The following is a 26,608-nucleotide window of genomic DNA, read 5'->3' on the forward strand; positions in this document are numbered from 1 at the left end:
GCTTAGCCTCGGATATTATTCTTGGTCAGCTGACTGCTGATCGTTCAAACCAGCGTGCAAGGACACCAGTTGGTCAACCAGACTGCTCAGGGTATTGCTCATCAGGATGAATTCAGCATCCAAAGCAATCAGGGGGTCCTGATCCGGATTGACATCTTCCGCTTCCTGTAACAGCTCATCAGCATACTTGAGGTTTTTAAGAAACAGACTATCAGTCAGAGTAAAGGTTAGCTGATCCTGCCAGTTGAGTCTGAGTTGAGTCACTCTTTTTCCGACGGTCAGATGCTGGGTGATTTCATCTCCGGTCAGGGGTTGGCCCTTGATACGGACCACAGCCTTGTCATCTTCGGGATCACGGAGTTCACACGCGTCCAGCAGTTCCAGGCTGGGTTCTGCTTCTTCCTGCAGCCAGGAGGTCATCACTTGGGTGGCTGGTTTCTGGGTACCCAGGGGAACAACCGGCAGACTGCCCAGCCCCTCGCGCAGCAGATTCAGGGCCTGTTCGCAAAGCTTGTCGGTGGTATTGTCGAGCAGTACCCGGTGATTCTGGCCATCCAGCCAGACCCAGAGATAGCGCGAACGGGTAAAGGCCCGCGGTAGAAGCTCAAAACGGATTTCTTCACTCAGGTTTTGACGTTCCTTGCGACCGGGTTTGCGGCCTTCCTGAGCTTCAATGGCTTCGGTTTTTTCCTGCAGGTGTTCACGAATAACGGTGGCAGGCAGGATTTTTTCTTCGATTTTTAGTTTCAGCAGCCAGTGATCCCCCTGGCTGTGTACCAGGGACTCAGTACCGCTGGGAGAGACCCAGCCGACCGAAACTTCTTCCTGGCTGGAGCAGTGGCGAAAAGGGCGACTGGCCAGGGCTTCCTGTAATTTTTCGGTACTCCAGGGTTGAGCGTTTCTGGCCTGGTAAATGCGTAAGGCTTTAAACCACATTAAAAAGTCCTTAAAGGAAATGGGCCGCGTATTATCCCTGATCCTGGCGCTTGAAGCCAATACAAAGCAAAAGACCCGTGCAGGGTAGCACGGGTCTGTCGGCGATTAACTTAACGGGTGGGATAAGTTCAGGAGGCGCCTGTCACCACAGCAGGGTTTTTGTGTATAGCCGATACGCCTCTCATGCCGGACCACATGTCTTCACGACCTTCGCGCCAACCATTCATCCAGTTGGTTCGCAGTTCGTCGGACTGAAGTGAGGGACATTTTTCTCTGGACTGGCCCTTCAGACCAGCCTGGTAGCCACGAGTGTAAACGCGTTGAGTACGATCTCGCTTCTGACTCTTCATAGATTACGGCCTCTCTTTTTCATGGCAGGGAATGCACGGCTTGCATCCAGCAGTCCCTTTTATTGTTAAGATACAGCGTTGGATCTACGGCAGGTCACCAGCCTGGCAAGTGCCTCATCTCTATTTGTAGGCTAGTTTGTCAGGGAAAGATAGCTTTTTTTATTTATCGTCTAGTGGGTTCTAATAACCCCATGCAATTGAGGCTCGGAAATCTTCATGGCTTTACTCAATCAGGTCTATACCCTTCACGCCACCTGTTCACGCGGACTGGAACAACTTCTGGCCGAAGAATTGTTGGAGTTGGGCTGGACTCAGGCGCGTCCAAGGGTCGGCCGGGTTCTGGGTGAAGCCACCTTGGCCCAGGCATACAAGGCGCTGATCTGGTCGCGTCTGGCTAATCGCTTGCATCTGCAACTGGCCGAAGCCAGCGTCACCTCGGCACGGGAATTACAAAGCTGGCTGGCTGCAATCGACTGGAGTGAGCACCTGCTGGCCGATGGCACACTGCTGGTGGATGCCAGTGGCACCACACCACAACTGCGCAATACCCATGACACCGCCTTGCGGGTCAAGGATGCGATTGTCGATTGGTTTCGCGAACGTGAAGGTACCCGCCCCAGTGTCGATCGAGTTCGCCCCGATGTACGCCTGCATCTGCGCCTGGAAAAGGGCAAGGCCCTGTTGAGCCTGGATCTTGGCGGTGGCAGCCTGCATCAGCGTGGTTACCGTCTGGAAACCGCCAAGGCACCCTTAAAGGAAAACCTCGCCGCCGGTCTTCTTTACCGGGCCGGTTGGCCGCAACTGGCTGCCCAGGGTTACAGTCTGCTCGATCCCTTCTGCGGTTCCGGCACTCTCTTGGCGGAAGCCGCCTTCATGGCGTTGGACATCGCACCCGGTCTCTTGCGTTCCTGGCATGGGGTGGAAAGCTGGCTGGGCCACCGCCCGCGCTGCTGGACCGAGGTTCTGGAGGAGGCCGAAGCCCGGCGAGATGCCGCAGCCGCACGGCAAATTGATATCCGTGGGCGCGATATCGATCCTCGAGTCATAGAAGTCGCTCGTGCCAACCTGCAGCGTGCCGGTCTGGCTGATCGCATCCAGGTCACCCAGGGAGCCATTAGTGATCTGCCTGCCGCCGATCAAGACAAGGGGCTGGTGATCACCAATCCACCCTACGGTGAACGCCTGGAGGATCTGCCCAGTCTCTTGCCGGTCTATTCAGAACTGGGGCAGCAGCTGCTCAGCAAGTATCCCGGCTGGCGCTTGGCACTCTATACCCTGAATAAAGAGCTGGCTTTCCGGATTCCCTGGAAACCCTACAAGACCTATGCCCTGCAGAATGCTTCTCTGGAGTGCCAACTGTATCTGTTTGATCTGCCCCAAGCCGGTGAGGCGGAACAGCAGGTCGCTGCAATAGAGCGTAAACAGCAGGAGCGCAGTGAAGCAGCGCAGCGCCCGCCGGTCTTGAGCGAAGGCGGCCAGATGTTTGCCAACCGCCTGCGCAAGAATCTGAAACACCTGGGGCGCTGGGTCAAACGTGAGGGAATCGAAGCCTATCGGGTTTATGATGCCGATCTACCGGAATATGCGCTGGCGGTCGACCTCTACGCTGATCAGGTGCACGTCCAGGAATATGCACCTCCGGCCAAAGTGGATCTGGACAAGGCTAATCAGCGCCTGGCCGATGCCCTCATGGCTTTACCCCAGGTGCTGGGGGTGTCGCCCCAAGCCATTCATCTCAAGCAGCGCCGACGCCAGACAGGTAAACAGCAGTATGAGAAGCTGGCCACCACTGGTGAGTTTTTTCCGGTTCGTGAGGGGCAGGCGCAAATCCTGGTCAACCTGACCGACTATCTGGATACCGGGCTTTTTCTGGATCATCGCCCCGTACGTCTGCGCATCTTTCAAGAGGCCCAAGGCAAGCGCTTTCTCAACCTCTTCTGCTATACCGGGGCCGCTACTCTTCAGGCTGCCCTGGGGGGGGGCCGGCGTACCACGAGTGTGGATCTGTCCAAAACCTACCTGGGGTGGCTGGAAAAAAACCTCAAGGAAAATAAAATCAACCCGCGCGCTCATCAGGTGATCCAGGCCGATTGCAGAGACTGGCTGAAGCAGGACCGGGAAGTTTACGATTTGATTTTCATGGACCCGCCGACTTTTTCTAACTCCAAGCGCATGCAGGGGACTCTGGATATTCAACGCGATCAGGTCGAACTGGTGGATTTGGCCATGCAGCGTTTAAGCAGTGAGGGGCTTTTGATCTTTTCTAATAATCTGCGAGGTTTTAAAATCAGCCCGGAACTGGAAGAGCGTTACGAAATCAAGGATATTACCCGCCAGACGCTGGACCCGGACTTTGAACGTAACCCACGCATTCACCAGTGTTTTGAAATCAGGAAACCTGCCCTATGACTCAGGAAACCCCGCAACTAACCCTTTACACCACGGCCGGTTGTCACCTCTGTGACCAGGCACTGGCGCTGCTGCAACCCTGGCTGGAGCGCGGCTTTGGTCTGGCCAAGGTGGATATTGCCGAAGATGACCTCCTGCTGGCGCGTTATGGCGAGCGTATTCCGGTTGTGGCCAGTCCCTGTGGTAGCGAAATCGGGTGGCCTTTTACCGCCGCAGAGCTGGAAGGCTGGATTAAACAGCTCAAGTGTTGATAAAGAAATGGCAGGGATCAGAGCCGGCTCCCTAGTCGTTGAAAGGCAGCTCACTTTTCATTTTGCTCTGTAATTCCGGCGGAATCTCATCCGGGTCTCTGGCTTCCAGGATTTTCTGGAAGCCCCGGCTTTCCTGGATATGGCGCACATCATCCACGAGAATGGCGGCTTCCTCGGGCGAGTTGACCAGAGTATGCTTGATCCCGCCGTACTGGGTGCCGGTCAGTCCCCAGACACGCGTCACCAGCCAGTCACCAAACATATCCTGGTGAACATGAACGAGATAATAATCCTGGCCTTTTTCCCAGCGAATAATCAAGATGACCTCTGAGTCATGTCAGTGAATAACTATCTGGATTGTATACTTTTTTTGACCCGGGTAAACAGTCCTTAAAAAAGGAGTCCCCGTCATGCAGCTGGTGCTCGATGAAAACCTGCCCTTTACAGAAGAATTCTTTGCCGATCAGGCCGAGTTGATCCGTCTGCCCGGCTCCGCGATTACCCCTGAGCAGCTCCAGTCAGCTGATGGCCTGCTGGTGCGTTCCGTGACTCGGGTGGATGCCGAGTTGCTGGCTGCTACTCCAGTGCGCTTTGTAGGCACTGCCACCATCGGTGTCGATCATATTGATCAGGCAAGCTTGCAGCAGGCCGGGATCGAATTTGCCAGTGCGCCTGGGTGCAATGCCGATTCCGTAGTGGACTATGTGCTTTCCAGCCTCTTGTGGCTGGCTCAGGAAGAAGGTTTTGCCCTGGCTGATCTGACGCTGGGGATCGTGGGTGTCGGCCAGGTAGGGGGACGCCTGGCCAAACGCCTGCAGGCTTATGGATGTCGGCTCTTGCTCAATGATCCGCCGCGCGAAGAGCAAGGGGATCAAGGTTTTCTGCCCCTGGAACAAGTGCTGGAACAAGCGGATCTGGTGTGTCTGCATCTACCACTGACCCGTAGAGGCCCTTTTGCCACGCAAAAACTGCTGGGTGAAAAGGAGTTGCGACTGCTGCAGGGCAAGCGCCTGCTTAATGCCGGTCGTGGTGATGTAATTGATCAGACCTCTCTGAAAAAGCTGTTGGCAGAGGGCCTGCAACTGACTTTATTGCTGGATGTTTTTGCCGGAGAGCCAGAACTGGATCGGGCGCTGCTGGGTTGGTGTCATCAGGCGACGCCGCACATCGCCGGTTACAGCCTGGAAGGTAAAAGCCGAGGAACCCAGGCGGTTTATCAAGCCTGGTGCCGGCATCTGGGCTTGCAGCCCGAAAAGAATCTGGATCACTTCCTGCCGCCACCACCGGTGAGTGAACTCCAGCTCAATCCGGGCTGGTCTGCAGAAGAGGCCTGTCGTCGGGCAGCCCTGCTGGTATACGACCCTCGCGCTGATGCAGCCCGCTTGCGTTTGGCTTTACAAGACTTGGCCCCAGCCGAAGCCTATCAACAACTGCGCAAAAACTATCCGCTGCGGCGTGAATTTTCTTCCCTGAAAATTCGAGGAGCCACCCCCGAACAGGCCCGCGCCCTGCAGGCCCTGGGGTTCAATCTGATCCAGTAGAAGCTGTCAGCCTCAAATCTTGAAGCGATGGATACGCTGGTTGAGTTCCTGGGCCAGTTGAGTCAATTCCTGGCCGGAGGAATAGGTTTGCTCGGTGGCGGCAGAGCTATCCTCACACAGGCCAACCAGATTGGTGACATTGCGATTGATTTCACTGGCCACGCTGGATTGTTGCTCGGCTGCCGTGGCAATCTGACAGTTCATGTCACGAATTTCTTCGGCCGCACGGGTAATGGAATCCAGTGCTGTTTCCGCCTGGCTGGAAGCTGAAATCGTCGATTCGGCTTCATCAATGCTGGCATCCATCATCCTTACCGCTTTTTGCGCACCTTCCTGCAAGAGGCTGATCATACGATGAATTTCCTCGGTACTCTGCTGAGTCCGGCTAGCCAGAGCCCTGACCTCATCAGCAACCACGGCAAAGCCACGTCCTGCTTCACCCGCTCGAGCAGCTTCGATCGCCGCATTCAGGGCCAGAAGATTGGTCTGCTCGGCAACATCCTGAATCACCTCCAGCACACTGCCGATATTGGTGGAGTCTTCGCGCAGTTGATGGATGACCTGGGTGGATTCCTTGATTTGTAACGCCAGATTGCTGATGGCCTGGCCCGCTTCATGAACGGCGGTGCGGCCCTGCACAACTTCATCATCGGCCGCAGTAGCCGCCTGCGAAGCTCGCTGGGCGTTATTGGCGACATCCAGAATCGTTTGGCTCATTTCGTGGATGGCTGTGGCCACCTGGTCGGTTTCCCGGGTTTGTTGATCCTGAGTGGTATAGCCCTGTTCCGCCACCTGGTTCAGGTCGCTGGCTGCGGCATTGAGGCGTCCCGAGACTTCACTGACACTGCGAACCATATCGGCCAGTTGCTTGACCATGGTGTTGACGGAACCCAGTACGCTATCGGGGCGGGCTTTCTGACCCAGGTTGATCTGGGTAAAGTCACCTTCAGCCACCCGGTTAACCAGTTGCCGGGCTTCGGCCACTTCACCGCCCAGTTGATTGAGCACCCAGCGGCGGATAAACATCGATAGGGCCCAAATTACGGTAATGACCGCCAGAGCCAGCAGGCCGATTTTCCAGGCCAGGGCCTGAAAGTGCTCGGTGATATCATCAACATAGATGCCGGAACCGATTACCCAGTTCCATTCGGGATCGAGTCGGATATAGGACAATTTAGTGAAACGCTCTTCAGTGACGCCACCTCCGGCTAGAGGTTTGGGCCACTGATACTCGACAAAGCCGGAACCAAAAGCTTTGACGGTTTGGGTGAAGGCCACGAAGATATTCTCGTTATCCAACTGGCGAACCTGGCTGCCTTCTTCATTACGCAGGAGCGTAGCGTAATTAAAACTGGGGCGATCCAAAGCCTGACCATTAAGTGCCGGAACCGTGGGGTGCATCAGCATGATCGGATAGGGCTCGGAGGTGTCATTGATCCAGACATATTCCACCTCTTCATACCTGAGGCTCTGGATGGCTTGCTGGGCAAGCCTTTTGGCTTCCTCGCTAGTGAGGACACCAGCGTCCGCCTGCTGTTGATAGTGGTCGACCAGGCCAGAGGCCATATCGATCACCGCCATGACCTTGGCTTCGCGATCCTCTTTCAAGGTGGTCTTGATTTCATTCAGGGCAACGCCTGCCAAAACAAGCAGTCCCAGCAGGGCGGCGGCAGGGAGTGCCAGCAAACGCCCACCAATAGTGGCCAGATTCAACATGATGATGCGGCTCCGTCTAGTTTGACTTCCCTGGAAATCCTCAAGCCTCTGGTACAGGAGTCAGAGTGCTTGGGGTTTCCTTGTCATGGATACTTCATAAAAAAGGGCTGGTATCACCAGCCCTGATTAACCTTTGCAAAGTTTATCCTAAAATTACTTATTTAGGCATAAGCCTTATTGCGTAGAGCCGCAATGCGCGCATCCAGAGGAGGATGGCTGGAGAAGAACTTCTGGATCATGCTGGTGGTCTGGCCCTTGTTAATACCAAAGGCAGTCAGGGTGTCCGGCATTTCATTGGGTAACTTTTGTTCAGCCTTGAGTCTTTCCAGAGCTGCAATCATGGCACCGGAGCCGGCCAGACGTGCACCTGCATCATCGGCACGGTACTCGCGGTAGCGGCTGAACCACATGACGATACCCGAGGCCAGAATGCCCAAAATTATTTCGGCAAAGATGGTGGTAACGTAAAAGGCAATGCCGTGGCCTTCCTCATTTTTGAATACGGCCTTGTCCACGGTATGGCCGATAATACGGGCAAAGAACATGACAAAGGTGTTCACCACGCCCTGAACCAGTGCCAGAGTAATCATGTCACCATTGGCCACGTGACCGATTTCATGGGCCAGAACAGCACGCACCTCATCACGGCTCATGCGCTGCAACAGACCCATGGAAACAGCGACCAGGGCGTTGTTGCGATTCCAGCCGGTGGCAAAGGCGTTGGATTGCTGGGCCGGGAAGATACCCACTTCGGGCATGCCGATGCCTGCCTTTTGCGAGAGCTCCTTGACGGTTTCCAGTAACCAGGCTTCATCCGCATTACGAGGCTGCTTGATGATCTGGGTGCGGGTGCCCATCTTGGCCAGCCATTTGGACATCAGCAGAGATACCACCGAGCCGGCCATACCAAAGACAAAACAGAAGATCAGCAGGCTGGTGAGATCCAGTCCGCCGGTCTGATTCAGATAGCTGCCCACCCCGAGCAAATTCAGGGTAATACTGGCAACAATGATGATGGCCAGGTTGGTGGCTAGAAACAAGCCAATTCGCATCATGGTGTTACTTCTCCTTTAAAGTGAACACTGTCTTAGATGGGGGCTGGAGCGTTTGGTTTCAATTCTACTGGCGATAGCGCGATAAAAAGCGTTCGATGCGGCCAATCGCATCTTCCAGTTGATCCACTCGGGGCAGAGTCACCAGGCGGAAGTGATCCGGTTGTCCCCAGTTGAAGGCTGTACCCTGCACCACCAGGAGTTTTTCCTGCTGGAGAAGATCCAGGGCAAACTTTTCGTCATCCTGAATATTGAACACCTTGGGGTCCAGGCGTGGGAACATGTAGAGAGCGCCCTTGGGTTTAACGCAGGACACACCGGGAATCTGGGTGATCAGCTCATAGGCCCGGTCGCGTTGAGCCAGAAGGCGGCCACCTGGAAGAATAAAGTCATTGATACTCTGGTAGCCACCCAGTGCCGTCTGGACAGCATGCTGGGCCGGTACATTGGCACAAAGGCGCATGGAAGCCAGCATATTCAGGCCTTCATTGAAATCCTGTGCCAAGTGCTTGGCACCGGAAAGAATCAGCCAGCCAGAGCGAAAACCGGCAACCCGGTAGCTTTTCGAGAGACCGTTAAAAGTACAGAAGAGGAGATCATCAGCCAGGCTAGCCAGAGAGATATGCTCGGTGCCGTCATAGAGAATCTTGTCGTAGATTTCGTCTGCAAAAATGACCAGCTGGTGTTCACGAGCCACTTCAATGATCTGTTCCAGCAATTCCTTGCTGTAGACCACACCGGTGGGGTTGTTGGGATTGATGATCACAATCGCGCGGGTGCGGTCGGTGATTTTCTTTTTGATATCATCAATATCCGGATACCAGTCACTCTGCTCGTCGCAAACATAATGCACGGCCTTGCCGCCGGCCAGGCGGGCAGCAGCGGTCCAGAGTGGATAATCCGGTGCTGGAATCAGGACTTCATCGTTGTCGTTGAGCAGGGCCTGCATGGCCATGACAATCAGCTCGCTGACACCATTACCCAGATAGATGTCTTCGATTTCGACATTGGCGATTTCCTTGCGCTGGCATTCCTGCATTACCGCCTTGCGCGCCGAATAGAGACCCTTGGAATCACAATAGCCCTGGGCCGTGGACAGGTTGCGCATGACGTCCTGAAGAATCTCATCCGGGGCCTCAAAACCAAAGGGAGCCGGATTACCGATATTCAGTTTGAGAACGCGATGGCCTTCTTCTTCCAGTCGCTTGGCTTCCTGAAGAACAGGGCCGCGGATGTCATAGCAGACATGATGAAGTTTGTTGGATTTGCGAATCGGTTGCATGCCAGGAATTCCAATAACAAAAAAACATGGCCTAGAGGGCGAGGCGAAAGATTAACAAGCCCCCAGCAGTTTGTCTGCCTTCGAATTGAAAAAAGTTGTCGCCCAACACTCAGGCGTAGGGATGAACCGGTGCATCCTGGGGCAAGTCCGCATCAATATAGCGATTGCGGCCCTGATTCTTGGCCATGTAAAGGCGGGAATCGACTCTTTGCAGAGCTGTTTCCAGCTTTTCATCCTGCCTGACTTCAGTGATGCCGATACTGGTGGTAAAAAAGACCTTCTGGCCATCGTGGGCCAGAACAAAAGCATGCTCACACTGCTTGCGGATACGTTCGGCTACTTCCAGTGAATCCTGCTTGGCCGTGCCGGGGAGAACCGCCATGAATTCCTCACCGCCATAGCGGGCAACCAGATCATTCTTGCGCAGTTCCGAGCGCAGTATCTGGGCAAAAACCTGCAGCGCCTGATCGCCCACCGAATGGCCGTAGGTGTCATTGACCTTCTTGAAGCGGTCGAGGTCGAACATCAGCAGGGTGATGGGGCTGGCTTCTTCCTTGTCTTCAACCTGCTTTTGGCGCTGCTCATACAGCTGATTCAATTGCTTCATCAGGATGCCGCGGTTCAACAGGCCGGTCAGGCTGTCCATACTGGCCTGGCGGTAGAGACGCAGGAGGGCACTAACCTGGGAATGGTTGGCCCAGAGGGAGATAATCAAAAGTGTGGCCAGTAGCCAGAGATCCTGCCAGCCATAGGCGGTGCTTAAACCTCCGGTAATGGATAGAGCCAGGAGTTCAACCACAAAAATCACCAGGCCGATGGCAGAGCTTTCCACCAGGGTCAGGGGGAAAACACTTAAAAAGGCAATCAACAACATGGGGATAAAGCTATAGCCCACCAGGGAGGAAAGCTGATCCCCGTAGGTGAGCACCAGATAGGCATAAAAAGCTGCCGGTGCCCAGAGAAGAAGGGCCAGAGCATTGCGTAATCGGTTGAGCTTATTAGGGTTGCGCCAGGCAGTGAAGAGCACCCCCACCAGCACCAGCATCAGCCCCAGGCGACCAATGATGATGGAATTGAGTAGCTCCTGAGGCAGCAGGAGATAGTCAACCAGCAGCCACAGGGGAGCCAGCAGAGTAAACACCAGGCCAACAAATAGTAAGCGGGTACGCAGGTACTCACTGCGTGCATAGTTGAAGTCACGCGAGTGGTAGCGGTTATTGATGGTGTCGCGCAAGCTGGCTGGCATCCATTGGGGTTCCCAGGGATTCTTCCAGCGGATGGCTAGTTGATGGCGGCGGCGCTCACCTTTTTCCACGTGTGACTCCAGGTTGGTAAAAGTTTACTGGCGGTAAAGAATAAAGGTCTTGTAAATAGATTGCATGTTTTTTTGTTTCTGAGTTTATTCCTGATCGTCAGTTTTCGCCATCATGCTTTCAATATCCCGAGGAGTTTCCAGGGTTAGGCGTCCCAGCTGGCCGCCACGCAAATCATGCAGCAGCACCTCGCAGGCGCGGTGATAATCAATGACACCGCCGGATCTTAATCCGCCTCTTTTTCTGGCGATGGCTTCCAGGAGTTGTTCGGCATTTTCAGGCTTTTCCTTGAGGCGGTAACGATCCAGCAGGGCCTGGGGGTAACGCCCCAACAAATCCTCGGCTGCCCAGAAGCCGACCTCTTCATAATCCAATGCCGTGTCACGGATGGCGCCGGAAGCGCCCAGGCGATAGGCAGATTCAGGGTTTTCAATGCGTGGCCAGAGAACGCCGGGAGTATCAATAATCTGCAGGCGATCACCGACCTGGATTTTTTGCTGGCGACGGGTCACGGCCGGTTCATTGCCAACCTTGGCAATTTTTTTTCCGGCCAGGGTGTTGATCAGCGTGGACTTGCCCACATTGGGGATTCCCATAACCAGAGCCTTGACCGAGCGGCTTTCGCGAACCTGGCTGGCCAGTTGCTGGCAGGTCTGGGCAATGGGTTTTAGTGTTTTGGGGTCCGTGGTCACCAGCGGCAGGGCACGTGTTAGTGCCGATTGCTCAAAATATTCTATCCATTCCTGGGTCAGGGTCGGGTCGGCCAGATCACTCTTTGACAGCAGCTTCAGGGTTGGCTTATGGCTGGCCAGCTTGCCCAGTACCGGATTGGCACTGGAAAAAGGCAGGCGGGCATCCAGCATTTCTATAACCACATCAATTTCCGGCAAGGCTTTTTTAATTTCCTTGCGGGCCTTGTGCATGTGGCCCGGATACCAATTAATCGTCATACAACTGCTTCTTCTTCCAGCTATCTTCTTCTTCCATCATTTCATCAACACTTTCAGCCAGCTCGTTGTTGCTCGATTCTGACTCCAGTGCAATGCGGTCTTCCAGTTCCTGAATGGTTTGGCGACATTCCAGCAGTGTCTGGTTGTGTACCCCGTTGGGATTGTTGCGGTTCAACTCACTCATGATGCGCTTGTAATGAACCACGGCAATACGCAGGTTGTTCTGGGCTTCAGCCTTGCGAGCCGAAGCACGAAAAACTTCAACCAGGGTTTGGGTAAAGCCTTGTTTGATCTCATTCAGATAGGTTTGGGCAATACGGTGAGCAATTTTTTTATCCTGATAAAGGCTGACGATCACCTTGTTCAACTGTTTGAGATTGCGGCGTACGCCATTGGCGACCTGAATATCCGTGACGGGTTCAGGGTCAGGCTGGTTGCTGCTGCGGATTTCATCAATCTTGTTTTGGGCGGCGGTCATTTCTTCCTTCAGTTTGGGATCGTTACTGCCCAGTTGCTGCTGTTCATGCAGAAGATCCAGCCACTGGCTGGCAACAAAAGCCCGCAAGTCCTGGGAAAGATAATGAGGGGGCAGTTCATCCAGGAGGATCTGCATTTGCCGACCACGGTCAGCGAGAATTCGGACGCGCCTTTGTGCCTCGATTTTTTTCTTTTCATTCTGCTGGCGGGCGAAGACAAAAAGCATCAGTCCCAGCGCGACGATAAAAATACCCACCAGAACAATCACTATAACCATTCTTAGCTCCTGCTTGGGATCCCTATTGAAAACCCTTGTTGACCCTTAAAGGGCTTAGTATCTAACAAAGCCTAGTCGACTGACAATAAAAGACTTATAAAGAAATTGGTTTTTTTACCCCCTGGCTCAGGAAAAATGAAATCGGGTGTTGACAGCTTTCAAATCGCTCATTAAGATACGCGCCATCCTGAACGGAGCAGCAGACACGTCCCATTCGTCTAGTGGTCCAGGACACCGCCCTTTCACGGCGGTAACAGGGGTTCGAACCCCCTATGGGACGCCACGCGGGAATAGCTCAGTGGTAGAGCACAACCTTGCCAAGGTTGGGGTCGCGAGTTCGAATCTCGTTTCCCGCTCCAGATTCTAAAAGCCAGCCTTCGGGCTGGCTTTTTTCGTTATAGATGAAAAAAACAAGGGCCTTTATCTAGAACTGAGAATCCAAATCTATCTTTTAAGCCTTTATCGACTCTTCTTCTGTTTGGCCTGTTATTCGGCCTTCTTTATGTCTGAAAAACATCAGCTACCACCACCGGAATCGCCAAAACCACCCCCCCCCTACGTCACCGCAACTCCCTCCACTATCACCAAAGCTATCGCAGTCTTCTTCATCAGGAGGTGCCAAAGTACTGCCTTGCTTGTCACCCTCTTGCGAATGATCCCGAACTAAAAGGTCATATAGATAGATATTGATAATAATCACCAGGCCCAAGCCGACTAAAAAAGGCTGGTCAGAAAAAATCATTGAATCGCTCCCCTCTAAAAACACTGTATAAAACCTACCCTAGGGGCTTCTCTTGTCCAGAACAAGCGATTCACCCAAGTTCAACCTCATCGAGATCATTAGCCTGATGCAGATCAATTATTCTTTGAAGTGTCTAGTTTTTCTGACAGTTGGAAGAATCAACTGTGATATAAAAGACAAGATTAAAAAATGCATCTACAACAGAAAACTTGAACTTACGAATCAAGACAGGGTCGTTACCAACCGGTAGGCATCACCTTGGGGCGGTAGCGTTCAAGGCGGATAAACAGGAAAGCAGCAATAGGCAAGGGGACTCACTTATGTTTTTTTTGTTTTGGTGTTTCTTTTGAAAAGCAATACTGTTTTTCCTAGATATGATTCCTGGCTAAAATCTTCTTTTTATTTTGTGTCGACGATGTTCTTTATTCATGTATTGAATTTTATTGGGAATGATGTTGTACGTCGTTTTTATGGTGATCCTAATGGGTTTGCTTTTGGTCAGTTTTTTAATGAGGTGTTATCGTTCACAGGGAGTTTTTCTTTTTATTTTTATTTTGTTGTGTTGTTTTTTGTTTGTGCTTCTTTTTTTTAATTATAAAAAAGATGAGAGTTGTTCTGTTAGTACTTGATTTTTCAACTTTATTGTCTTTGTTGTAAGTGTAAGAGCTAGGAAAACCATCATAAGAATATTAATAGACCTCTGTGTGACCAGATAAAGGCAATAAGAAAACAGGTACAGGAAATAATGGAGCGGGTTTGTGAGGAGTGAAAAAAGCTCTAAGAGGAGGTGAGTTTTTTCTGCAGAATTATATAAAATTAGTAATGGATAAGCTTGTTTTAATTGTTCGGGGTTCGTGTTTCAGATTGTGGGTTTTTTAATTTAAATTGAATTAACTATTGCTATGGATTTGTTTTATGAAAAAGTTTTTTTGTGTTGCTCTCTGTTTGTGTCTATTTTTTTTGTTCTCAAGTGTATGCTTCCAGATACAGTTTAGAAGTAAGGGTGGAACCAAAAGATGCACAAATAAGAATAATGAATATTGTGCCTAAGTATAGTTCGGGAATGATGTTGGAGGAAGGTGGGTATAATATAAGGGTCGATAAGCCAGGCTATAATACATATGATGAGTGGATTGAAGTTGATGGTAATACAATTCATAACGTAATCTTGGAAAGAGAGAGTGCAGATGATAAATATCCCAGTGAAATTTTAATTGATTCAGAAGAAGATTCTGTTAGCCAAACAATTCTGGCTGACCTTGATTTAACATATGATTATGAGTATTGGTTAACATCTGAAATCCCAAATACTGAGCAGGAAACAAAAGGACTTAATTTGGCAACATTTAAAATAGATTTTTCTAATGGAGGGTTGTCTCGGTGGTCTAGAGTATTGCCTAGCATTACATACAGGTGGACCCCTGATTCTAGCAGAGAGCAAAAAGAATTAATCAGAATATTAGAAGAAAATGAAAATAACGAAAATGAATTATTCAGCCTAAGAGGGGAGTCCAGGCTTCCAGTTGAATGGTATATCAATGGTATTGCTGAAGAAGACATTTTCTCTTCTGAAAATAATAATATGGCTTCTATTTACTTGGCATACCAAACCTCACATTTTTTTTACAATTTAAAGACCGAAGTTGATCGATATTATAATGATATACGTATAAAAGCAGGAGATGTTATATCCACAAGGGTGGATTTTGAGGAGTATACACTGGCTGGTGAGATTAAGAGTTATAAAGTATACGGGAATGAATATATAACAGATATGTATAGAGCAGGAATTTATTATGAGAAATATACTAAACCATGGACCGTGATGGCTCAGGGCGAAAATATCGACTCTTACAATTTATATGATTTTGACTTTGAAAACTTTGGTTTGATGATGGAGATGAGAAGCGGGTATAGTGATCATATTCAGTCAGTTTCTTTAAGACGATACCTCTCTTTACCTGTAAGTGGGAATATTGAAAATAAGACAGATGATGAATATTTTGAAAACATTGATTTGGGTTCGATAGCAGCCTTGACTTTGGGTTTTGATTTTAGCTATTACAGGGCTGTAATTCCTAGAGTGAAAGTGGGTGGTGGGTTTTCATATAAATTCACATACTTTTGGGAAAGAGTAGATAGTGATACGACTTACGGAGTTGAAAGTGAGCATATTTTTACTGTAAATGCAGGTGTTAATGTGATGTTGTAATTTTTTATTTAAAGATTTTTTCCGTCGAAAAGCATTCTGAAAACTGATACGAGTAAAAAATGAAAAAAACGACTCTCTACCTGTATTTTTGCCTGTTTATGTTTGTATTCGTTTCGAGCGGCTGTTCCTCGCAGCAAGCAGTTGATGAAGACTATCCTCTGGTCAAGCTTAATTCCACGAATGCCCCAGAGGTGTTTCAAGAGTTTTTGAGTTATGACCTGGGCGGCACGCTGGATGCTTTAGATCGTCATATCAACCAGCAAAAGGCGACCTTGGAGGACTCTTTTTTTGAGAGGCCAGTTAGTGAAGATGAGTGGATCAACAAACATCAATTCAGCTGCTCATCACAGGGTAGTCTTGCCTACACTTTTTCTCGAAATGCTGATGAAGAAGAGGTTTGGCAGTTTATCGACTGCAGTCCGGTTGAAGGGGTGGAGGGCAGTGTCACCGGGCGGATCAAGCTAGTGATGACTCGACCACAAGATGATGAGAATACTGAATCCAGAGAGGTTGACATCAAGGTCGAATCCGATCAAACGCAGGAGTTTATTCGTTTCTTAAACCAGTTTGAATGTGATCAGGATTCAAGCTATTGCGAGAGTCATTTTGAACTGGTTCAGCGTAAAACGAACCTTGAAGGTGATTTGCTACAAGGGTTTCATGGTGTCTTTACCGGTACGTTGAACCGCTTGGAGCAGTCGCCCAGCTTTGAAGATATTCAGGTCTATTTGCCGGATCACCAGGCCTGGCTGAAAGCTGAAATTCAGTCTCCTTCCACACTCAAGCTGGTGGGTCGCTCAGGTTGGATTAGCTTGGAGCCTGATAATGAAGGCTTGGTGGTAGATAGCTCCTGGTGTGATGAAGCCCAAATGACTCGTGAGGAATTTATGCAGGGAGCTTATTGCCCGGAATAATGCGGCATGAATGCCTTTGATTTAATCCCCCCTTTGCTGCGCTTGCTGATCAACCATCTCTTGCTACTCATCTGGTATTTGCAGTTGTTTCTGGCCTTTGCAGGCCAGTTGGATTGGCCGGTGGTGCCAACGCTTTTGCTGCCTTTGCTCCTGTTGGTTGGGGTGGGCTTCTGGATGAATTGGGCTTTTTACTACCCACGGCGTAAGCTGTTGTGGGTACACCTTGTCGGCTTTTTTGTGGGTGTTCTTGCACTGGCAGTTCATCCTGCCTGGGTTCCTGTGGCGTTACTGATCACCCTGGCGGCCATCGCCTACCCCTGTCACCAGTGCATTCGCTTGCAATTACCGGGTCATTTGCAAGAGGCCGATTCATGAGATCCCGGCTAGAGGTTTTGCACGCGCTGGATCGCCCGGAAGCGCTGATCACGGAAGCCAGCCAGCAGTTGGGGGAAGATCAGCAACAGGTAGAAGCCCAGTTTTATCTGTTGTTGGGTTTGATTGAGGCGCGGCGTTTTCAGGAAGCCGAAGAAAAGGCCAGGGCTTTTCAGAAAGACCTGGGTCTCAGCTCTTTTTTCTGGTTGCTGAAAGGTTATATTGCACTGGCCAGCGATGAGCTCAAAGCAGCGGAAGCGTCTTTTCTTGAGGGTTTAAAGCTGGATCCGCAGGATGCCGATCTGCTGGCCTATCTGGGCTTCGTACAGGGTTTTCTGGGTGATTTACGCGCCAGCCAGGCCCGTTTTGAAGCCTTACTGCGTCAAGATCCGCTGCACACTCAAGGTCTGTCTTTTATGGCGTTGGTGTATGGTGAAGTCTGTCACCGCCCAGATCTGGCGCGCCAGTTATTGCACCGCTGTTTGCAGATCAACCCGCAGGATGCGACGATCCTCTCCCTGCTGGCGGATTTTGAAGCGCTGCCTTGGCATAAAAGCCGCTTGTTACGCCAGGCTTTGGCGTTTAATCCCTTTGATCGTGATGCCCGCCAATCGTTGAAGCGCCTTGACTCTGCTTATCCTCGTCATGCCATTCTGGCCGGAGTGCAGCTTCTTCTGGCCATTCTCTTGCACCAACTCCCTTTGCCCACCACCTACTGGATGCCTGTTTTGCTGGGCAGTAGCTGCTTGCAAGCTGTTTTTCTCTTTCGCCATAACAAACACCTGCCGGGCTTTTTACTGGCTGGGTTATTGACCTTTATCTTCTTTCCCGTGCAGCAAATCGATCTGACGCGCTTCTTCATTGCTGGTGGGGCAGGTGCCTTGTTGGTGCTTCCCTGCTATGGTTTGCATCTGCTGTTGAGTCACTTTTTCACCGCCAAGGACAAGCCTTCATGACCCCTGAAAAGCCCCAGGCTCAGCCTGCTGAAACCCCCGGAGATTTCATCACCCGTTTTGAGCCCCTAGCGCCCAAAAACCGGATCACCTTTGAACAGGTCGGTGGGTTGGATGAACTCAAACGTCAGGCGCGGCTGAAGATCATCGAGCCTTTTCGTCACCCGGAGCTGTTCAAGAAATTCAAGAAACAAGCAGGTGGCGGGCTGTTGCTCTACGGGCCACCCGGCTGTGGTAAAACCTGGTTTGCCCGTGCGCTAGCCGGTGAGTGTGGCGCGGCTTTTTTTAATGTGGCCATCAGCGACATCCTGGATATGTGGATGGGCAACAGCGAAAAAAACCTGCAAGCTCTGTTTGCCACCGCCCGTGCCCATAAACCTGCAGTGATTTTTATAGATGAAATGGATGCGCTGGGGCGTAAACGCGAGCTGTTGCGCCATTCCAGCGGCATGAGCAATATGATTAACCAGTTTCTGGCCGAAATGGACGGCATCGACACCGACAACGAAAACCTGCTGGTGATCGGTGCTACCAATGCCCCCTGGGATGTCGATAGCGCTTTTCGCCGCCCCGGTCGTTTTGACCGCACCCTGCTGGTGCCGCCGCCCGACTTACCTGCCCGCAGCGGCATTTTGCAACAGCGTTTGCAGGAACTGCCCATTGCGCCACTGAATTATGCCGAACTGGCCGAAGCCACAGCGGGCTTTTCCGGTGCTGACCTGAAAGGGCTGGTGGATCGGGCATCAGAAACGGTGCTGGAAGCCATATTGGAAAACGGCAAGGATGAAAACATTACCCAGGCTTTGTTGCTGCAACTGACAAAAAGCATCCAGCCCAGCACCCTGGAGTGGCTGGACCTGGCACGCAATGTCGTGGAATACGCCAACCAGGGTGGGCAGTATCAGGAATTGGCTGACTTTCTTGAAACCCAGTCCAGCGGCAAAAAACGCCGTATGGGGTTCTTTTAGGTCGAGCCTATGTCTCTGGTCAGCCACAACACGCTTCATGCCATCCAGCTCAGTGTTGATGCTGCGCAACACAGCTTTATGCTGGCGGGTGAGTGCATCCCTTTTGATGAAGTCAAAAACTTTTATCAGAAATTCACTGAGGTCTATGTCAACCACATCTATATGGGCAAGCTGCTGGAAGTTGAACTTCATTTCCATACGGATCGAAAACCCTTCACTGCCTGCGTGGATACCCGCCACCCTTATGATTATGCTCGCTTGTATCAGCTGGCATATCACCTCAGTGAGTATCGTCAGCAGCAGCTTCAACACCACTATCAGCAGGGAGAAACCCAGCATTTCCCAGAGCGGGTCGGGCGTTACACCCTGAGTTTAAAAGGACCGCAACTGAGCCTGATCGACCAGCAAAATGAGGATGCCAGCAACCCACACGGCTGGATGGTCACTCAAGCCATTAAACTGCAGGGTAATCTGTTGGTGAAAGGTTCCAGCGGGCAAAAAGTGCATTTTAATCTACAGGCCTTTTCCGATGCCGAGGCGTTGCTATCCTTCCTGTCTAAGGTACCTGTATTTGAAGATGCCGACCGTCAGCTCACGCATAACAACCAGACCTTTGGCCGCCTCTCTCTTATAGGGCTACTGGTGTTCACCGCCTTTGCGGTCAATGGCTGGTTTGAACTCTGCTGCCTGGATAGTCTCTGGATCGAAGTGCCTTCACTGCTGGCACAAATCTTATTGCCGGTGACTTTAATGGTGCAACTGGTGCAATGGGCATGGCTGCAACCCAGCCAACGCAAACAAAAACAGCGCGAAGCGGAGCTGGAAGCCCAGGTGATCGCAGGACAACTGCCCCAACCACCCAACCCGAGCTGGTTTAAAAAGTGGCTTTGGCTGTGGATCAGCCTGGGGGCTGTTGGCTTGACTCTGGGGATGAGCCTTTGGGTGAGCCTATGAAACACCGACTTTACTTACTTCTACTATTCTTTCCGACCCTTGCTCTGGCGAACTCTGCCATGCTGGATCGCTTGATAAGCGAATCAGCTCACCGCTATGTACTTGAGACCGCCGTGGAGCCTCGACCACCGCGCTGGTATCCCTATAGCCTGCCGGATGAGATGCGTGATGCCGCCTATTCAGCTTACCCCTTTTCAATATGTGGGCTGGTTTATCACGGCGAGGAATCCGAAGAAAGATTCGCCTTTTTTTCACGAATGGCTAGCACGGCTTATCAGCTGGAATTGCGCTTGCAGGAAGATCTGACCTTTTCTCCCAGAACCTACCTGACCCATAAAATCAGGCTGGCCAGAAAGCGTCAATACGAGCAAAACGCCATTCTGGTGCCCATGATGGAGGCCCTGCTGGAAAAGACGCCACATAAATTGCAAATCAGCTATAGCCCCTGGATGCAGGCGCTGTTTCGGGAATCACTGGAACCCTACCAGCAGATGCGGACGGCTTATCAGGAAACCCTGCAGCAGGGCGTGGGTCTGCGGGAAGCTTGCCAGGCCAGCTGGGAATATCTGCCGGGTCGCAGCCGGCTGGTGATCTACCGGCACCCGAGCAGCCTGGAACAAGCGCTTAAAGGAACGGCGCGCGCTGATTTGATGGATGACTTTGAAGCCCGGCTGTTAAGAAGCCGCGTGGATGCCGCCTTGAAAAGACGTGACCTCAAGGCAGCACAAACGGCCTGGCAGCAGTTGATTCACTTTGAAGTGCACTACACCCGACGCCATCAACGCCTGTTTCCCAGCCTGCACGAATGGATGCTCTTTGTGGACACCTTTGAGCTGGATCGCCAGCAAACCAGCGAAATGATGCTGGAGACCCTGGAGGGTTTGTATATCAGCGACCAGAGCCATCTTCGCCTGCGGGAAAAAATGGAACAGAAACTCAGTACCTGGATGCAGTCTTCGCCACCCCTGGCACTGATGCCCTTGCCCCTGCAATGGCAAAACTGTTTTCAGGACCAAACAAACTGCAAGGAACTGCAATGGCCTTAAAACATAAAAAAGACTGGCGGGAATCGCAGACTGAAATCTTAACCACCACGGATGGCGACCCGCTCGCTTATCTGCCGGGAATGCCGTCGTTCCAGTGGGCGGGTCGTCATTATGATTTCAGTGAAGTCACGGCTTTTCAGGAGGAATAATGATTTACCGCTGCTCAGCCAGTTGCCTGAATTTTTGGAAAAAGAAGCCCCCGGCCTGACCAGGAAAAACCGCCTCTACTGGCTGCAAAGTTTTTTTCTGTATGCTGTGCTGCTCAACCAGATTTTCCGCTTTTATCCACCACCCAATGATGGGCTGATGGTGTTTTTTATGCTGCTGAGTCTCTGGGGCATCCTGCATATCTATGGCCAGATTATTCACCTGATTTTGAAGCCTTTAATGGACAGGTTTAACCAATGGACAGAAAAAAACTAAAACTCAGGCTGAAACAATTACCGGCCATGAAAGACGAGCCACTGCGTAAACTCTGGTCAGAAACCAGGGATTACTGCAATCAATGGGATCGGCCTCGGACTCTTTGGAAGGAAGAGGATACGCGGAATGTTGATTATTACCGGCTACGTCGGCTGGAAGCCGCCGCTCTTTTGTTGTTGCTGGGGCGGGGCGATTTGAAGCGTTTTTCCATGAGGGATGCAGCCCCACCCATTCTGGAATATTTCAAGCACGCGAATCAGGCTCCCATGAACGAAGGGGAGCCGCGAGAGTTACTGGAGTTTCTGCTGGCGTTCAAACAGGAGTATCCGGCACTGGAAAATGATGTGGATGGACTGCTGACCCGGATTGTCGATCAATGTCCCGATTTGCTCCAGCACAATTTCAAGGAAGACCCCCAGTGGTTTCGGTATTTTTTTGGTTTTGCCAAGGGCTTGCGCCATCGCAGCCAGGTTTATGCCCATGGCAAAATCATTCCCCAGTATCAACTGGTCGGAAAAATGCAAGACCTGTATTACGATTCCCTGGCCGAGTTATTGGAAGCCCTGGCAGCAGGTCTGGAAGAAGATGGCGAAGCGGATCGAGGCCGTCAACGCATCAAACTGGCTACTGCCCTGGAAGGGGCAGGTGGGCATCTGCGTCAAGCCGCCGAGTCGCTGAAGGAAGCCTGGCGTTATTGCGAACCCTATGTCGATAAAACACGCAAAAAGAGCCAGTTAGAACATATCTTTGACCCGGACGTGGTGCGAAATACCCGGATCAGTCACTGGGTTCATGGTTATCTGCTTGGCCTGCGAATGCAAGGCGAAACCTCAGATGTTCCCGTCGACCCTTTATCCCCTCTTCACGGTAAAAACTACCCGCAGGAAATAGCAAAAGATCCTGACTTTGAAGGCATGGTTGCCGCCTTGATTCCAGCTTTAAGCCTATGGACCGGGCAGGAAGAAAAAGAACTGGAGCAGGAAATCAATGCCCTGATCCAGCGTGATGTAGGGACCCATCGCCCAGGGAGTTTAAAATGACGACCTCAGCCCCCTCGTTTTTGCAGAAGATCAAAGTCCTGTTTTCCGGCAAGGCTCAGGATTCCTCTTTGCGGGATTCAGCGCCCCCATCCAAACAAGCCCCAGAGCCACCCGTATTGTTCCATTCGGGCATTCCGTTGCAGGAGGCTGCTTTTTCTGACCACCCCGCAGCCCAGTTTGAAAAGCAGTTGATGCACTTTTTGAGCGAACAAGGTTGGTTGGAAAACCTGATCGCCACTTCCGGCACCAACAGCCGTTACTGGATCGGGCTTTGCCCTGAACGCCAGGAATACCTGGAAATCAGCCTGGTTGCTGCGGGCTACAACACCGCAGCGAAGGTCAGTGAGAGTACCGCCTGGATGATCCGAATTGGGGAAAGTGCTAGCGAATTACTGGCCAAGCGTTTACAAGACCACTGGAACAAAAACTTCACCAGCCGTAGCCTGTCCGGCAAACAGCGCTGTCAGTTTGTATTCAAGCAGGAAGAAGCAGGGCAGCAGGGGTTTTGACTGGTATTTCTTGGCAGCTAAAAAGCTTATTAGGTTATAGTGAAAGAATGAAGTATTTTGAGGAGAAACGGCCATGGCGACTCATGCAAAAAAACAACCTCGGCTTTTGGCGTCATCAGATGCTGATATGAAAAAAGTACTGCAAACAGTGGCTGAGAAAGTCACTGCTTCTATGTCAGAGGCTAACCGCATCCACCGCGCCCGCTTACACAGGATTCATGCCTGCCATGCAGCCGAACAGCAATAAAAAGTCTGTTCTGGTGATATAAGATTCAAGTGTCTAGCTCTTTTCAAGGAAGCAAAGGGGGTGGCTCAACAAAGCCAACCAGCCACAGATTAACCCATGAGAACACTCAGCACCTGGCAGACCGCGCTGGCTTTTATTCCTCTGAGCCTGCTTCTTGGCTGGATTTTTCAGCAGCATGATGAGCGCTATCTGGTTTCAGGCCTCTTCTTTGCCGGTGCCCTGTTTTTCTACCTGTTCCTGGCTTGCCGCTGGTTTCGGTTTTCACCTTTCACCCTGGTACTGCTTTATGCTCTGACGCTGCTCAGCGCCTATGTTGGCTGGGCGCAGGAAAAAAACGCCGTCGTACTGGCTATTCTTGTCAGTTGGGCGGTTTTGCATTTTGGCCCCAAGCAACTGACTGCGCCAGGTGTTGCCTATGAAGCCAATCGAAAAAAACAGAGGCATCCATTCAGGGTGATTGCGGTGGTGGTTGCCGGGCTGCTGATATTGGGTATGACTGCTGGATGGCTGGACGCAAGGCTGCGTGAATGGACGCTGAGTGCGCGTTATGCTGAGAAAGGCTGCTCCCAGGTGGAGGTGTTGCGAGAAGCCTTGATTTGTCAGGATGCAGAAGGGGAAACGCAATGGATTGACGCCTTTTATGATTTCAAAGGTCGCCACATTCATTTTCGCATCTGGGGCATAGATCAGGATCGCGGCTTGATGGGCAGCGTCGATTATACCAGCGGTCGTTTATCGCACCGTAGTCAGGTGGATTTTGTGATCGAAGAGGGTTGGGTTTATACCCGTCGCAACGGCTACCAGGTTTATTTCGATGAAGAAGGTAAACCGGACCTAACCCGAGGAACCTGGGTTTTTGAAGATGACCAGTGGATGGGAACTGAAAAAGTGACCGAACAGCACCTAAAGGCGCTGCGTTTTGAGTAGCATCCACGAAGCAAGGGAACATCATGTCTGTCTGGGTTAATCAGTCCTTCCTGAACCTGCTGTTCTGGCTGCCAATAATTGCAGTCTTGTTTCTGTTTCTGGTGCCCAGAAAACACGCGGATGCCTACACCGACTTGCTGTTCAGCGTGGGTCGCTTCGTGGGGGCTCCTGCCTGGGCAGTGCGCCAGTTTGAGCAGGTTTACGATTTCAAAAGCAAGTGGCTTAACCCCGGCAGTTACCTTTGCATCTGGATGATGAATGCTTATCCAACCCTGCTATTGCTTTGGGTTATTAAGCTATTCGTCGCCTTTGGCTGGGTGCAGCCCCAGTGGAACCCACACAGCCCCTGGATGCTGGTGGAGTTGGCACGCTTTTGGCTGGAAGGCACCTGGGTGGTTTTTCTGTTTTTTGCTTTGATCCTGGATGTGGGGCGGGTGTTTCGCCCAGGCAGCAAACAAAACGCCAGGGTGATGGGTTTTATCCGCAGGAAGTTAAAGGCCGGTCAAACCCGAGAGCAGATCAAGACCGAACTGAATGAAAAGCTGCTTTATTACTGGCTGCAAACGCTACTGGCTCACTGGGTGGTGCTTCAGGTCTATGTGCTGATTTTTGGCTCCACCTACCTGATCAGTGATCAACCCCCGCTGGTGCTGGTTCCCCTGAGGTCAGTCACATGACTGAAAGGTCAGACGCCCCAGCTTGATCATTACTCGCTAAAAAAAGGATAAACCATGCGTAAGCGGAATAAGCGGAAAAAGAAGCAACAACAAAAGAAAGAAATCGAGTTACCGACGCCTCTTCCTGATACGCCCAAAGCTTTAGGCCGGTGTGTTTATGTTCAACCACGGAATGTTGAAAAAGAGTTGGCTTTCAAAAATATTAGCGTGGGTATGGAGATCTTCTTGTTCTTTCTTCTTCTGCTTTTTGGCCTATTTGGTATTTACAGCTGGCATGTAGACAATCTTGAAGAGTTTTATCTGTATCTTGGCATCCTATTGACTGGCTTGTCTGCTCTCTATTTGTGGGGTTCCTATCGGGAGATAAGCCGGGTCAGGGTTGGCTATGTGTGTGTCCAGGGTGTTGGCTTTTTCGAATTACGGGAAGATGGCAAGGTTGTGGGAGGGCAGGCCTATCGCTTCAACCCAGCAACCCGAATGTATGAGGTCAGCCGCACGGGTGGCACCATATCCAATCCACACAAGCATTGGCAACTGATGTTTCATGAGAGTGGGCAAATCATGTATACCATTGAATTTGGTGATATCGGACGCAGTGGTGAAGGAGGCTATGCCGCGGAGGACTCCCCCTTCAGGGCAGAGTTCCTGCATGCCAGAGCAGCCTTTAATCAATACCGGAAGACAACAAACCGATGAGGAAAAAGGTACAGGTGCATTGCAGGCGTGGCATAAAGGGTGCCTTTGAAGAGGTGGATTTGGGTAGAGGAAAGATTGCATGACCGCCTGGCCAAAGCCACCAGAGGATACACCAGAGATTCGTGATCGCCTTCATCAGGCTTTTTGTGAAACAGACAGTCAGCCTTATATTCTGAAACTGATTGAGCGGGGAGCTGATCCTTTTAAATGCAATGATGATGGCTTCAATGCTTTTGCGTTGGCAAGAAAACATGGCTACCCGGAAAGCTTTTGCGTTCAAATGGAAGAAGTTTTTTCCAGATGGCTGAGGCCTCTGAATGCTACTACCTCTATCTATATCACCCAGGATGCTCATTCTTTTATCGATACCCTGGAAGAGCAAGGCTGGCAGGTTTGGTGCAAAGGCACGGGCCAACTGGGCGCATTGCCCTGCCCGTGAAGAATGGAATCCAACTGACCACCTATTAGTGGAAGCTCTGCTGCCTATGTAGTAACCTACCTACATAAGTATTTGTGCAGGAGGTGTCACCATGACCATCACTACCTTATCCAGTCGAGAACTCAATCAGGATGTTGCCCGCGCAAAGAAGGCTGCTAAACAGGGGCCTGTGTTTGTCACGGATCGCGGCAAGCCTGCTCATGTGCTGTTGAGCTTTGAAGACTACCAGCGGCTGACAAAACAGCGTCGTAATCTTGCCGATGCTTTGGCAATGCCGGAGGCTGAGGACTTGGACTTCGAACCGCCGCGTGTGACCATCAATGCCCAACCAGCTGATTTTTCATGATGTTTGTTCTCGACACTAATGTCGTATCTGAACTGAGAAAAATTCGGGCCGGTAAGGCAGACCCCAACCTTGCAGCCTGGGTGCAAAGCGTTGATGCCAGTGAGCTTTTTGTCTCCACCATTACCATCATGGAATTAGAGCTGGGCGTCTTGTCGATTGAGCGTAAAGATGCCACTCAGGGTGCCCTGCTGCGCTCCTGGCTCGACCATCAGGTATTGCCTGAGTTCTCTGGGAGAACCCTGCCGGTGGATACGGCCGTGGCGCAACGCTGCGCCCGATTGCATGTCCCCGACAAGCGTGGTGAGCGGGACGCACTGATTGCAGCAACCGCCCTAGTCCACGGCATGACCGTAGCGACCCGCAATCGAGTCGATTTTGAGCCGACCGGTGTTCCTCTTATCAACCCTTGGGAAGCTAGAGGCTCCTGAACTGGTCAATGGAGCGGGTGACGGGATTCGAACCCGCACCACCGAGGGGGAACCTCGTTATCAGGCTCTGAAGGCCTGCGTGCTACCCTTACACTACACCCGCTGTTCACTGCCATATTCTAGTGTATCTCTTGGCTAGCGTTAAGTGCAGCAGCAGGCAA

30 protein-coding genes and 2 tRNA genes are annotated in these 26,608 nt (G+C 51.4%); 23 read left to right on the plus strand and 9 right to left on the minus strand.

Annotated features, from left to right (window positions below; translation table 11 throughout):
* Positions 1-15: 15 nt before the first annotated feature.
* Both DFK18_RS00280 and rmf read right to left on the minus strand, forming a co-directional pair.
* Positions 16-936, minus strand: a complete 921-nt coding sequence (locus DFK18_RS00280; protein ID WP_114416208.1) for a recombination-associated protein RdgC — start codon at positions 934-936, stop codon at positions 16-18.
* Positions 937-1,064: 128 nt separating this feature from the next.
* Positions 1,065-1,286 (minus strand): ribosome modulation factor, encoded by a 222-nt coding sequence (rmf, locus tag DFK18_RS00285; protein ID WP_114416209.1) that lies wholly within the window; start codon positions 1,284-1,286, stop codon positions 1,065-1,067.
* A 216-nt stretch (positions 1,287-1,502) separates the two neighbouring features.
* Here rmf and rlmKL point away from each other — a divergent pair, with 216 nt between their 5' ends.
* A complete protein-coding gene (gene rlmKL, locus DFK18_RS00290) occupies positions 1,503-3,695 on the plus strand; it encodes a bifunctional 23S rRNA (guanine(2069)-N(7))-methyltransferase RlmK/23S rRNA (guanine(2445)-N(2))-methyltransferase RlmL (protein WP_114416210.1) in 2,193 nt (730 codons plus the stop codon).
* Entirely contained in the window at positions 3,692-3,946 is a 255-nt protein-coding gene (locus tag DFK18_RS00295; protein WP_114416211.1) for a glutaredoxin family protein, read from the plus strand. The genes rlmKL and DFK18_RS00295 overlap by 4 nt, the downstream gene beginning before the upstream one ends.
* 31 nt (positions 3,947-3,977) lie before the next feature.
* Here the strand turns inward: DFK18_RS00295 and DFK18_RS00300 are convergent, their stop codons facing one another.
* On the minus strand, positions 3,978-4,265 hold the full coding sequence (locus tag DFK18_RS00300; protein WP_114416212.1) for a WGR domain-containing protein: 288 nt from the start codon (positions 4,263-4,265) through the stop codon (positions 3,978-3,980).
* A 91-nt stretch (positions 4,266-4,356) separates the two neighbouring features.
* Here DFK18_RS00300 and DFK18_RS00305 point away from each other — a divergent pair, with 91 nt between their 5' ends.
* Positions 4,357-5,487 (plus strand): 4-phosphoerythronate dehydrogenase, encoded by a 1,131-nt coding sequence (locus DFK18_RS00305; RefSeq protein WP_114416213.1) that lies wholly within the window; start codon positions 4,357-4,359, stop codon positions 5,485-5,487.
* Positions 5,488-5,499: 12 nt separating this feature from the next.
* Here the strand turns inward: DFK18_RS00305 and DFK18_RS00310 are convergent, their stop codons facing one another.
* The 6 genes from DFK18_RS00310 to DFK18_RS00335 all read right to left on the minus strand — a co-directional run bounded on the left by DFK18_RS00310 (position 5,500) and on the right by DFK18_RS00335 (position 12,554).
* Positions 5,500-7,203, minus strand: a complete 1,704-nt coding sequence (locus DFK18_RS00310; RefSeq protein ID WP_114416214.1) for a methyl-accepting chemotaxis protein — start codon at positions 7,201-7,203, stop codon at positions 5,500-5,502.
* A gap of 161 nt (positions 7,204-7,364) precedes the next feature.
* Positions 7,365-8,258 (minus strand): protease HtpX, encoded by an 894-nt coding sequence (gene htpX / locus DFK18_RS00315; RefSeq protein WP_114416215.1) that lies wholly within the window; start codon positions 8,256-8,258, stop codon positions 7,365-7,367.
* A 64-nt stretch (positions 8,259-8,322) separates the two neighbouring features.
* Positions 8,323-9,537 carry a pyridoxal phosphate-dependent aminotransferase gene (locus DFK18_RS00320; RefSeq protein WP_114416216.1) on the minus strand — a complete coding sequence of 405 codons (1,215 nt, stop codon included), beginning with the start codon at positions 9,535-9,537 and terminating at the stop codon, positions 8,323-8,325.
* A gap of 109 nt (positions 9,538-9,646) precedes the next feature.
* The gene (locus DFK18_RS00325) at positions 9,647-10,852 is read right to left on the minus strand and encodes a GGDEF domain-containing protein (protein WP_114416217.1); all 1,206 of its coding nucleotides are present in this window, start codon (positions 10,850-10,852) and stop codon (positions 9,647-9,649) included.
* A gap of 84 nt (positions 10,853-10,936) precedes the next feature.
* Positions 10,937-11,800: a ribosome biogenesis GTPase YlqF gene (gene ylqF, locus DFK18_RS00330; RefSeq protein WP_114416218.1), complete on the minus strand. Its 864-nt coding sequence runs from the start codon at positions 11,798-11,800 to the stop codon at positions 10,937-10,939.
* Entirely contained in the window at positions 11,790-12,554 is a 765-nt protein-coding gene (locus DFK18_RS00335) for a hypothetical protein (RefSeq protein ID WP_114416219.1), read from the minus strand. Before DFK18_RS00335 ends, ylqF begins: the two co-directional genes overlap by 11 nt.
* A gap of 207 nt (positions 12,555-12,761) precedes the next feature.
* Here DFK18_RS00335 and DFK18_RS00340 point away from each other — a divergent pair.
* From DFK18_RS00340 to DFK18_RS00430, 20 genes are all read left to right on the plus strand, one after another.
* A tRNA-Glu gene (locus tag DFK18_RS00340) sits at positions 12,762-12,837 on the plus strand.
* A 1-nt stretch (position 12,838) separates the two neighbouring features.
* Positions 12,839-12,913 (plus strand) — tRNA-Gly (locus DFK18_RS00345).
* Between the two features lie 1,386 nt (positions 12,914-14,299).
* On the plus strand, positions 14,300-15,508 hold the full coding sequence (locus DFK18_RS00355; protein ID WP_162299640.1) for a hypothetical protein: 1,209 nt from the start codon (positions 14,300-14,302) through the stop codon (positions 15,506-15,508).
* A gap of 59 nt (positions 15,509-15,567) precedes the next feature.
* A complete protein-coding gene (locus DFK18_RS00360) occupies positions 15,568-16,422 on the plus strand; it encodes a hypothetical protein (protein ID WP_114416222.1) in 855 nt (284 codons plus the stop codon).
* A gap of 6 nt (positions 16,423-16,428) precedes the next feature.
* Positions 16,429-16,797 carry a hypothetical protein gene (locus DFK18_RS00365; protein ID WP_114416223.1) on the plus strand — a complete coding sequence of 123 codons (369 nt, stop codon included), beginning with the start codon at positions 16,429-16,431 and terminating at the stop codon, positions 16,795-16,797.
* A complete protein-coding gene (locus DFK18_RS00370; protein WP_114416224.1) occupies positions 16,794-17,750 on the plus strand; it encodes a tetratricopeptide repeat protein in 957 nt (318 codons plus the stop codon). Before DFK18_RS00365 ends, DFK18_RS00370 begins: the two co-directional genes overlap by 4 nt.
* Positions 17,747-18,715: an ATP-binding protein gene (locus DFK18_RS00375; protein WP_114416225.1), complete on the plus strand. Its 969-nt coding sequence runs from the start codon at positions 17,747-17,749 to the stop codon at positions 18,713-18,715. The genes DFK18_RS00370 and DFK18_RS00375 overlap by 4 nt, the downstream gene beginning before the upstream one ends.
* A gap of 9 nt (positions 18,716-18,724) precedes the next feature.
* Positions 18,725-19,669, plus strand: a complete 945-nt coding sequence (locus DFK18_RS00380) for a hypothetical protein (RefSeq protein WP_114416226.1) — start codon at positions 18,725-18,727, stop codon at positions 19,667-19,669.
* Between the two features lie 59 nt (positions 19,670-19,728).
* On the plus strand, positions 19,729-20,715 hold the full coding sequence (locus DFK18_RS00385) for a hypothetical protein (RefSeq protein ID WP_114416227.1): 987 nt from the start codon (positions 19,729-19,731) through the stop codon (positions 20,713-20,715).
* Complete coding sequence (locus tag DFK18_RS14450; protein ID WP_162299641.1) at positions 20,706-20,864, plus strand: hypothetical protein; 159 nt, start codon at positions 20,706-20,708, stop codon at positions 20,862-20,864. Before DFK18_RS00385 ends, DFK18_RS14450 begins: the two co-directional genes overlap by 10 nt.
* Complete coding sequence (locus DFK18_RS00390; protein WP_162299642.1) at positions 20,827-21,138, plus strand: hypothetical protein; 312 nt, start codon at positions 20,827-20,829, stop codon at positions 21,136-21,138. Before DFK18_RS14450 ends, DFK18_RS00390 begins: the two co-directional genes overlap by 38 nt.
* Positions 21,120-22,178, plus strand: a complete 1,059-nt coding sequence (locus DFK18_RS00395) for a hypothetical protein (RefSeq protein ID WP_114416229.1) — start codon at positions 21,120-21,122, stop codon at positions 22,176-22,178. The genes DFK18_RS00390 and DFK18_RS00395 overlap by 19 nt, the downstream gene beginning before the upstream one ends.
* Positions 22,175-22,687, plus strand: a complete 513-nt coding sequence (locus tag DFK18_RS00400) for a hypothetical protein (RefSeq protein WP_114416230.1) — start codon at positions 22,175-22,177, stop codon at positions 22,685-22,687. The genes DFK18_RS00395 and DFK18_RS00400 overlap by 4 nt, the downstream gene beginning before the upstream one ends.
* A 73-nt stretch (positions 22,688-22,760) precedes the next feature.
* Positions 22,761-22,934: a hypothetical protein gene (locus DFK18_RS14455; protein ID WP_162299643.1), complete on the plus strand. Its 174-nt coding sequence runs from the start codon at positions 22,761-22,763 to the stop codon at positions 22,932-22,934.
* A 96-nt stretch (positions 22,935-23,030) separates the two neighbouring features.
* Positions 23,031-23,861 (plus strand): hypothetical protein, encoded by an 831-nt coding sequence (locus DFK18_RS00405; protein ID WP_114416231.1) that lies wholly within the window; start codon positions 23,031-23,033, stop codon positions 23,859-23,861.
* 23 nt (positions 23,862-23,884) lie between these two features.
* Entirely contained in the window at positions 23,885-24,538 is a 654-nt protein-coding gene (locus DFK18_RS00410; RefSeq protein ID WP_114416232.1) for a hypothetical protein, read from the plus strand.
* 54 nt (positions 24,539-24,592) lie between these two features.
* The gene (locus DFK18_RS00415; protein ID WP_114416233.1) at positions 24,593-25,234 is read left to right on the plus strand and encodes a hypothetical protein; all 642 of its coding nucleotides are present in this window, start codon (positions 24,593-24,595) and stop codon (positions 25,232-25,234) included.
* 79 nt (positions 25,235-25,313) lie between these two features.
* The gene (locus DFK18_RS00420; RefSeq protein ID WP_114416234.1) at positions 25,314-25,673 is read left to right on the plus strand and encodes a hypothetical protein; all 360 of its coding nucleotides are present in this window, start codon (positions 25,314-25,316) and stop codon (positions 25,671-25,673) included.
* 91 nt (positions 25,674-25,764) lie between these two features.
* On the plus strand, positions 25,765-26,019 hold the full coding sequence (locus tag DFK18_RS00425; protein ID WP_114416235.1) for a type II toxin-antitoxin system Phd/YefM family antitoxin: 255 nt from the start codon (positions 25,765-25,767) through the stop codon (positions 26,017-26,019).
* Positions 26,016-26,447, plus strand: coding sequence for a type II toxin-antitoxin system VapC family toxin (locus tag DFK18_RS00430; protein ID WP_178006163.1), 432 nt, complete (start codon positions 26,016-26,018; stop codon positions 26,445-26,447). Before DFK18_RS00425 ends, DFK18_RS00430 begins: the two co-directional genes overlap by 4 nt.
* Positions 26,448-26,608 lie beyond the last annotated feature (161 nt).

The sequence above is a fragment of the Marinospirillum perlucidum genome, from assembly GCF_003336805.1.
Lineage (GTDB): Bacteria > Pseudomonadota > Gammaproteobacteria > Pseudomonadales > Halomonadaceae > Marinospirillum > Marinospirillum perlucidum.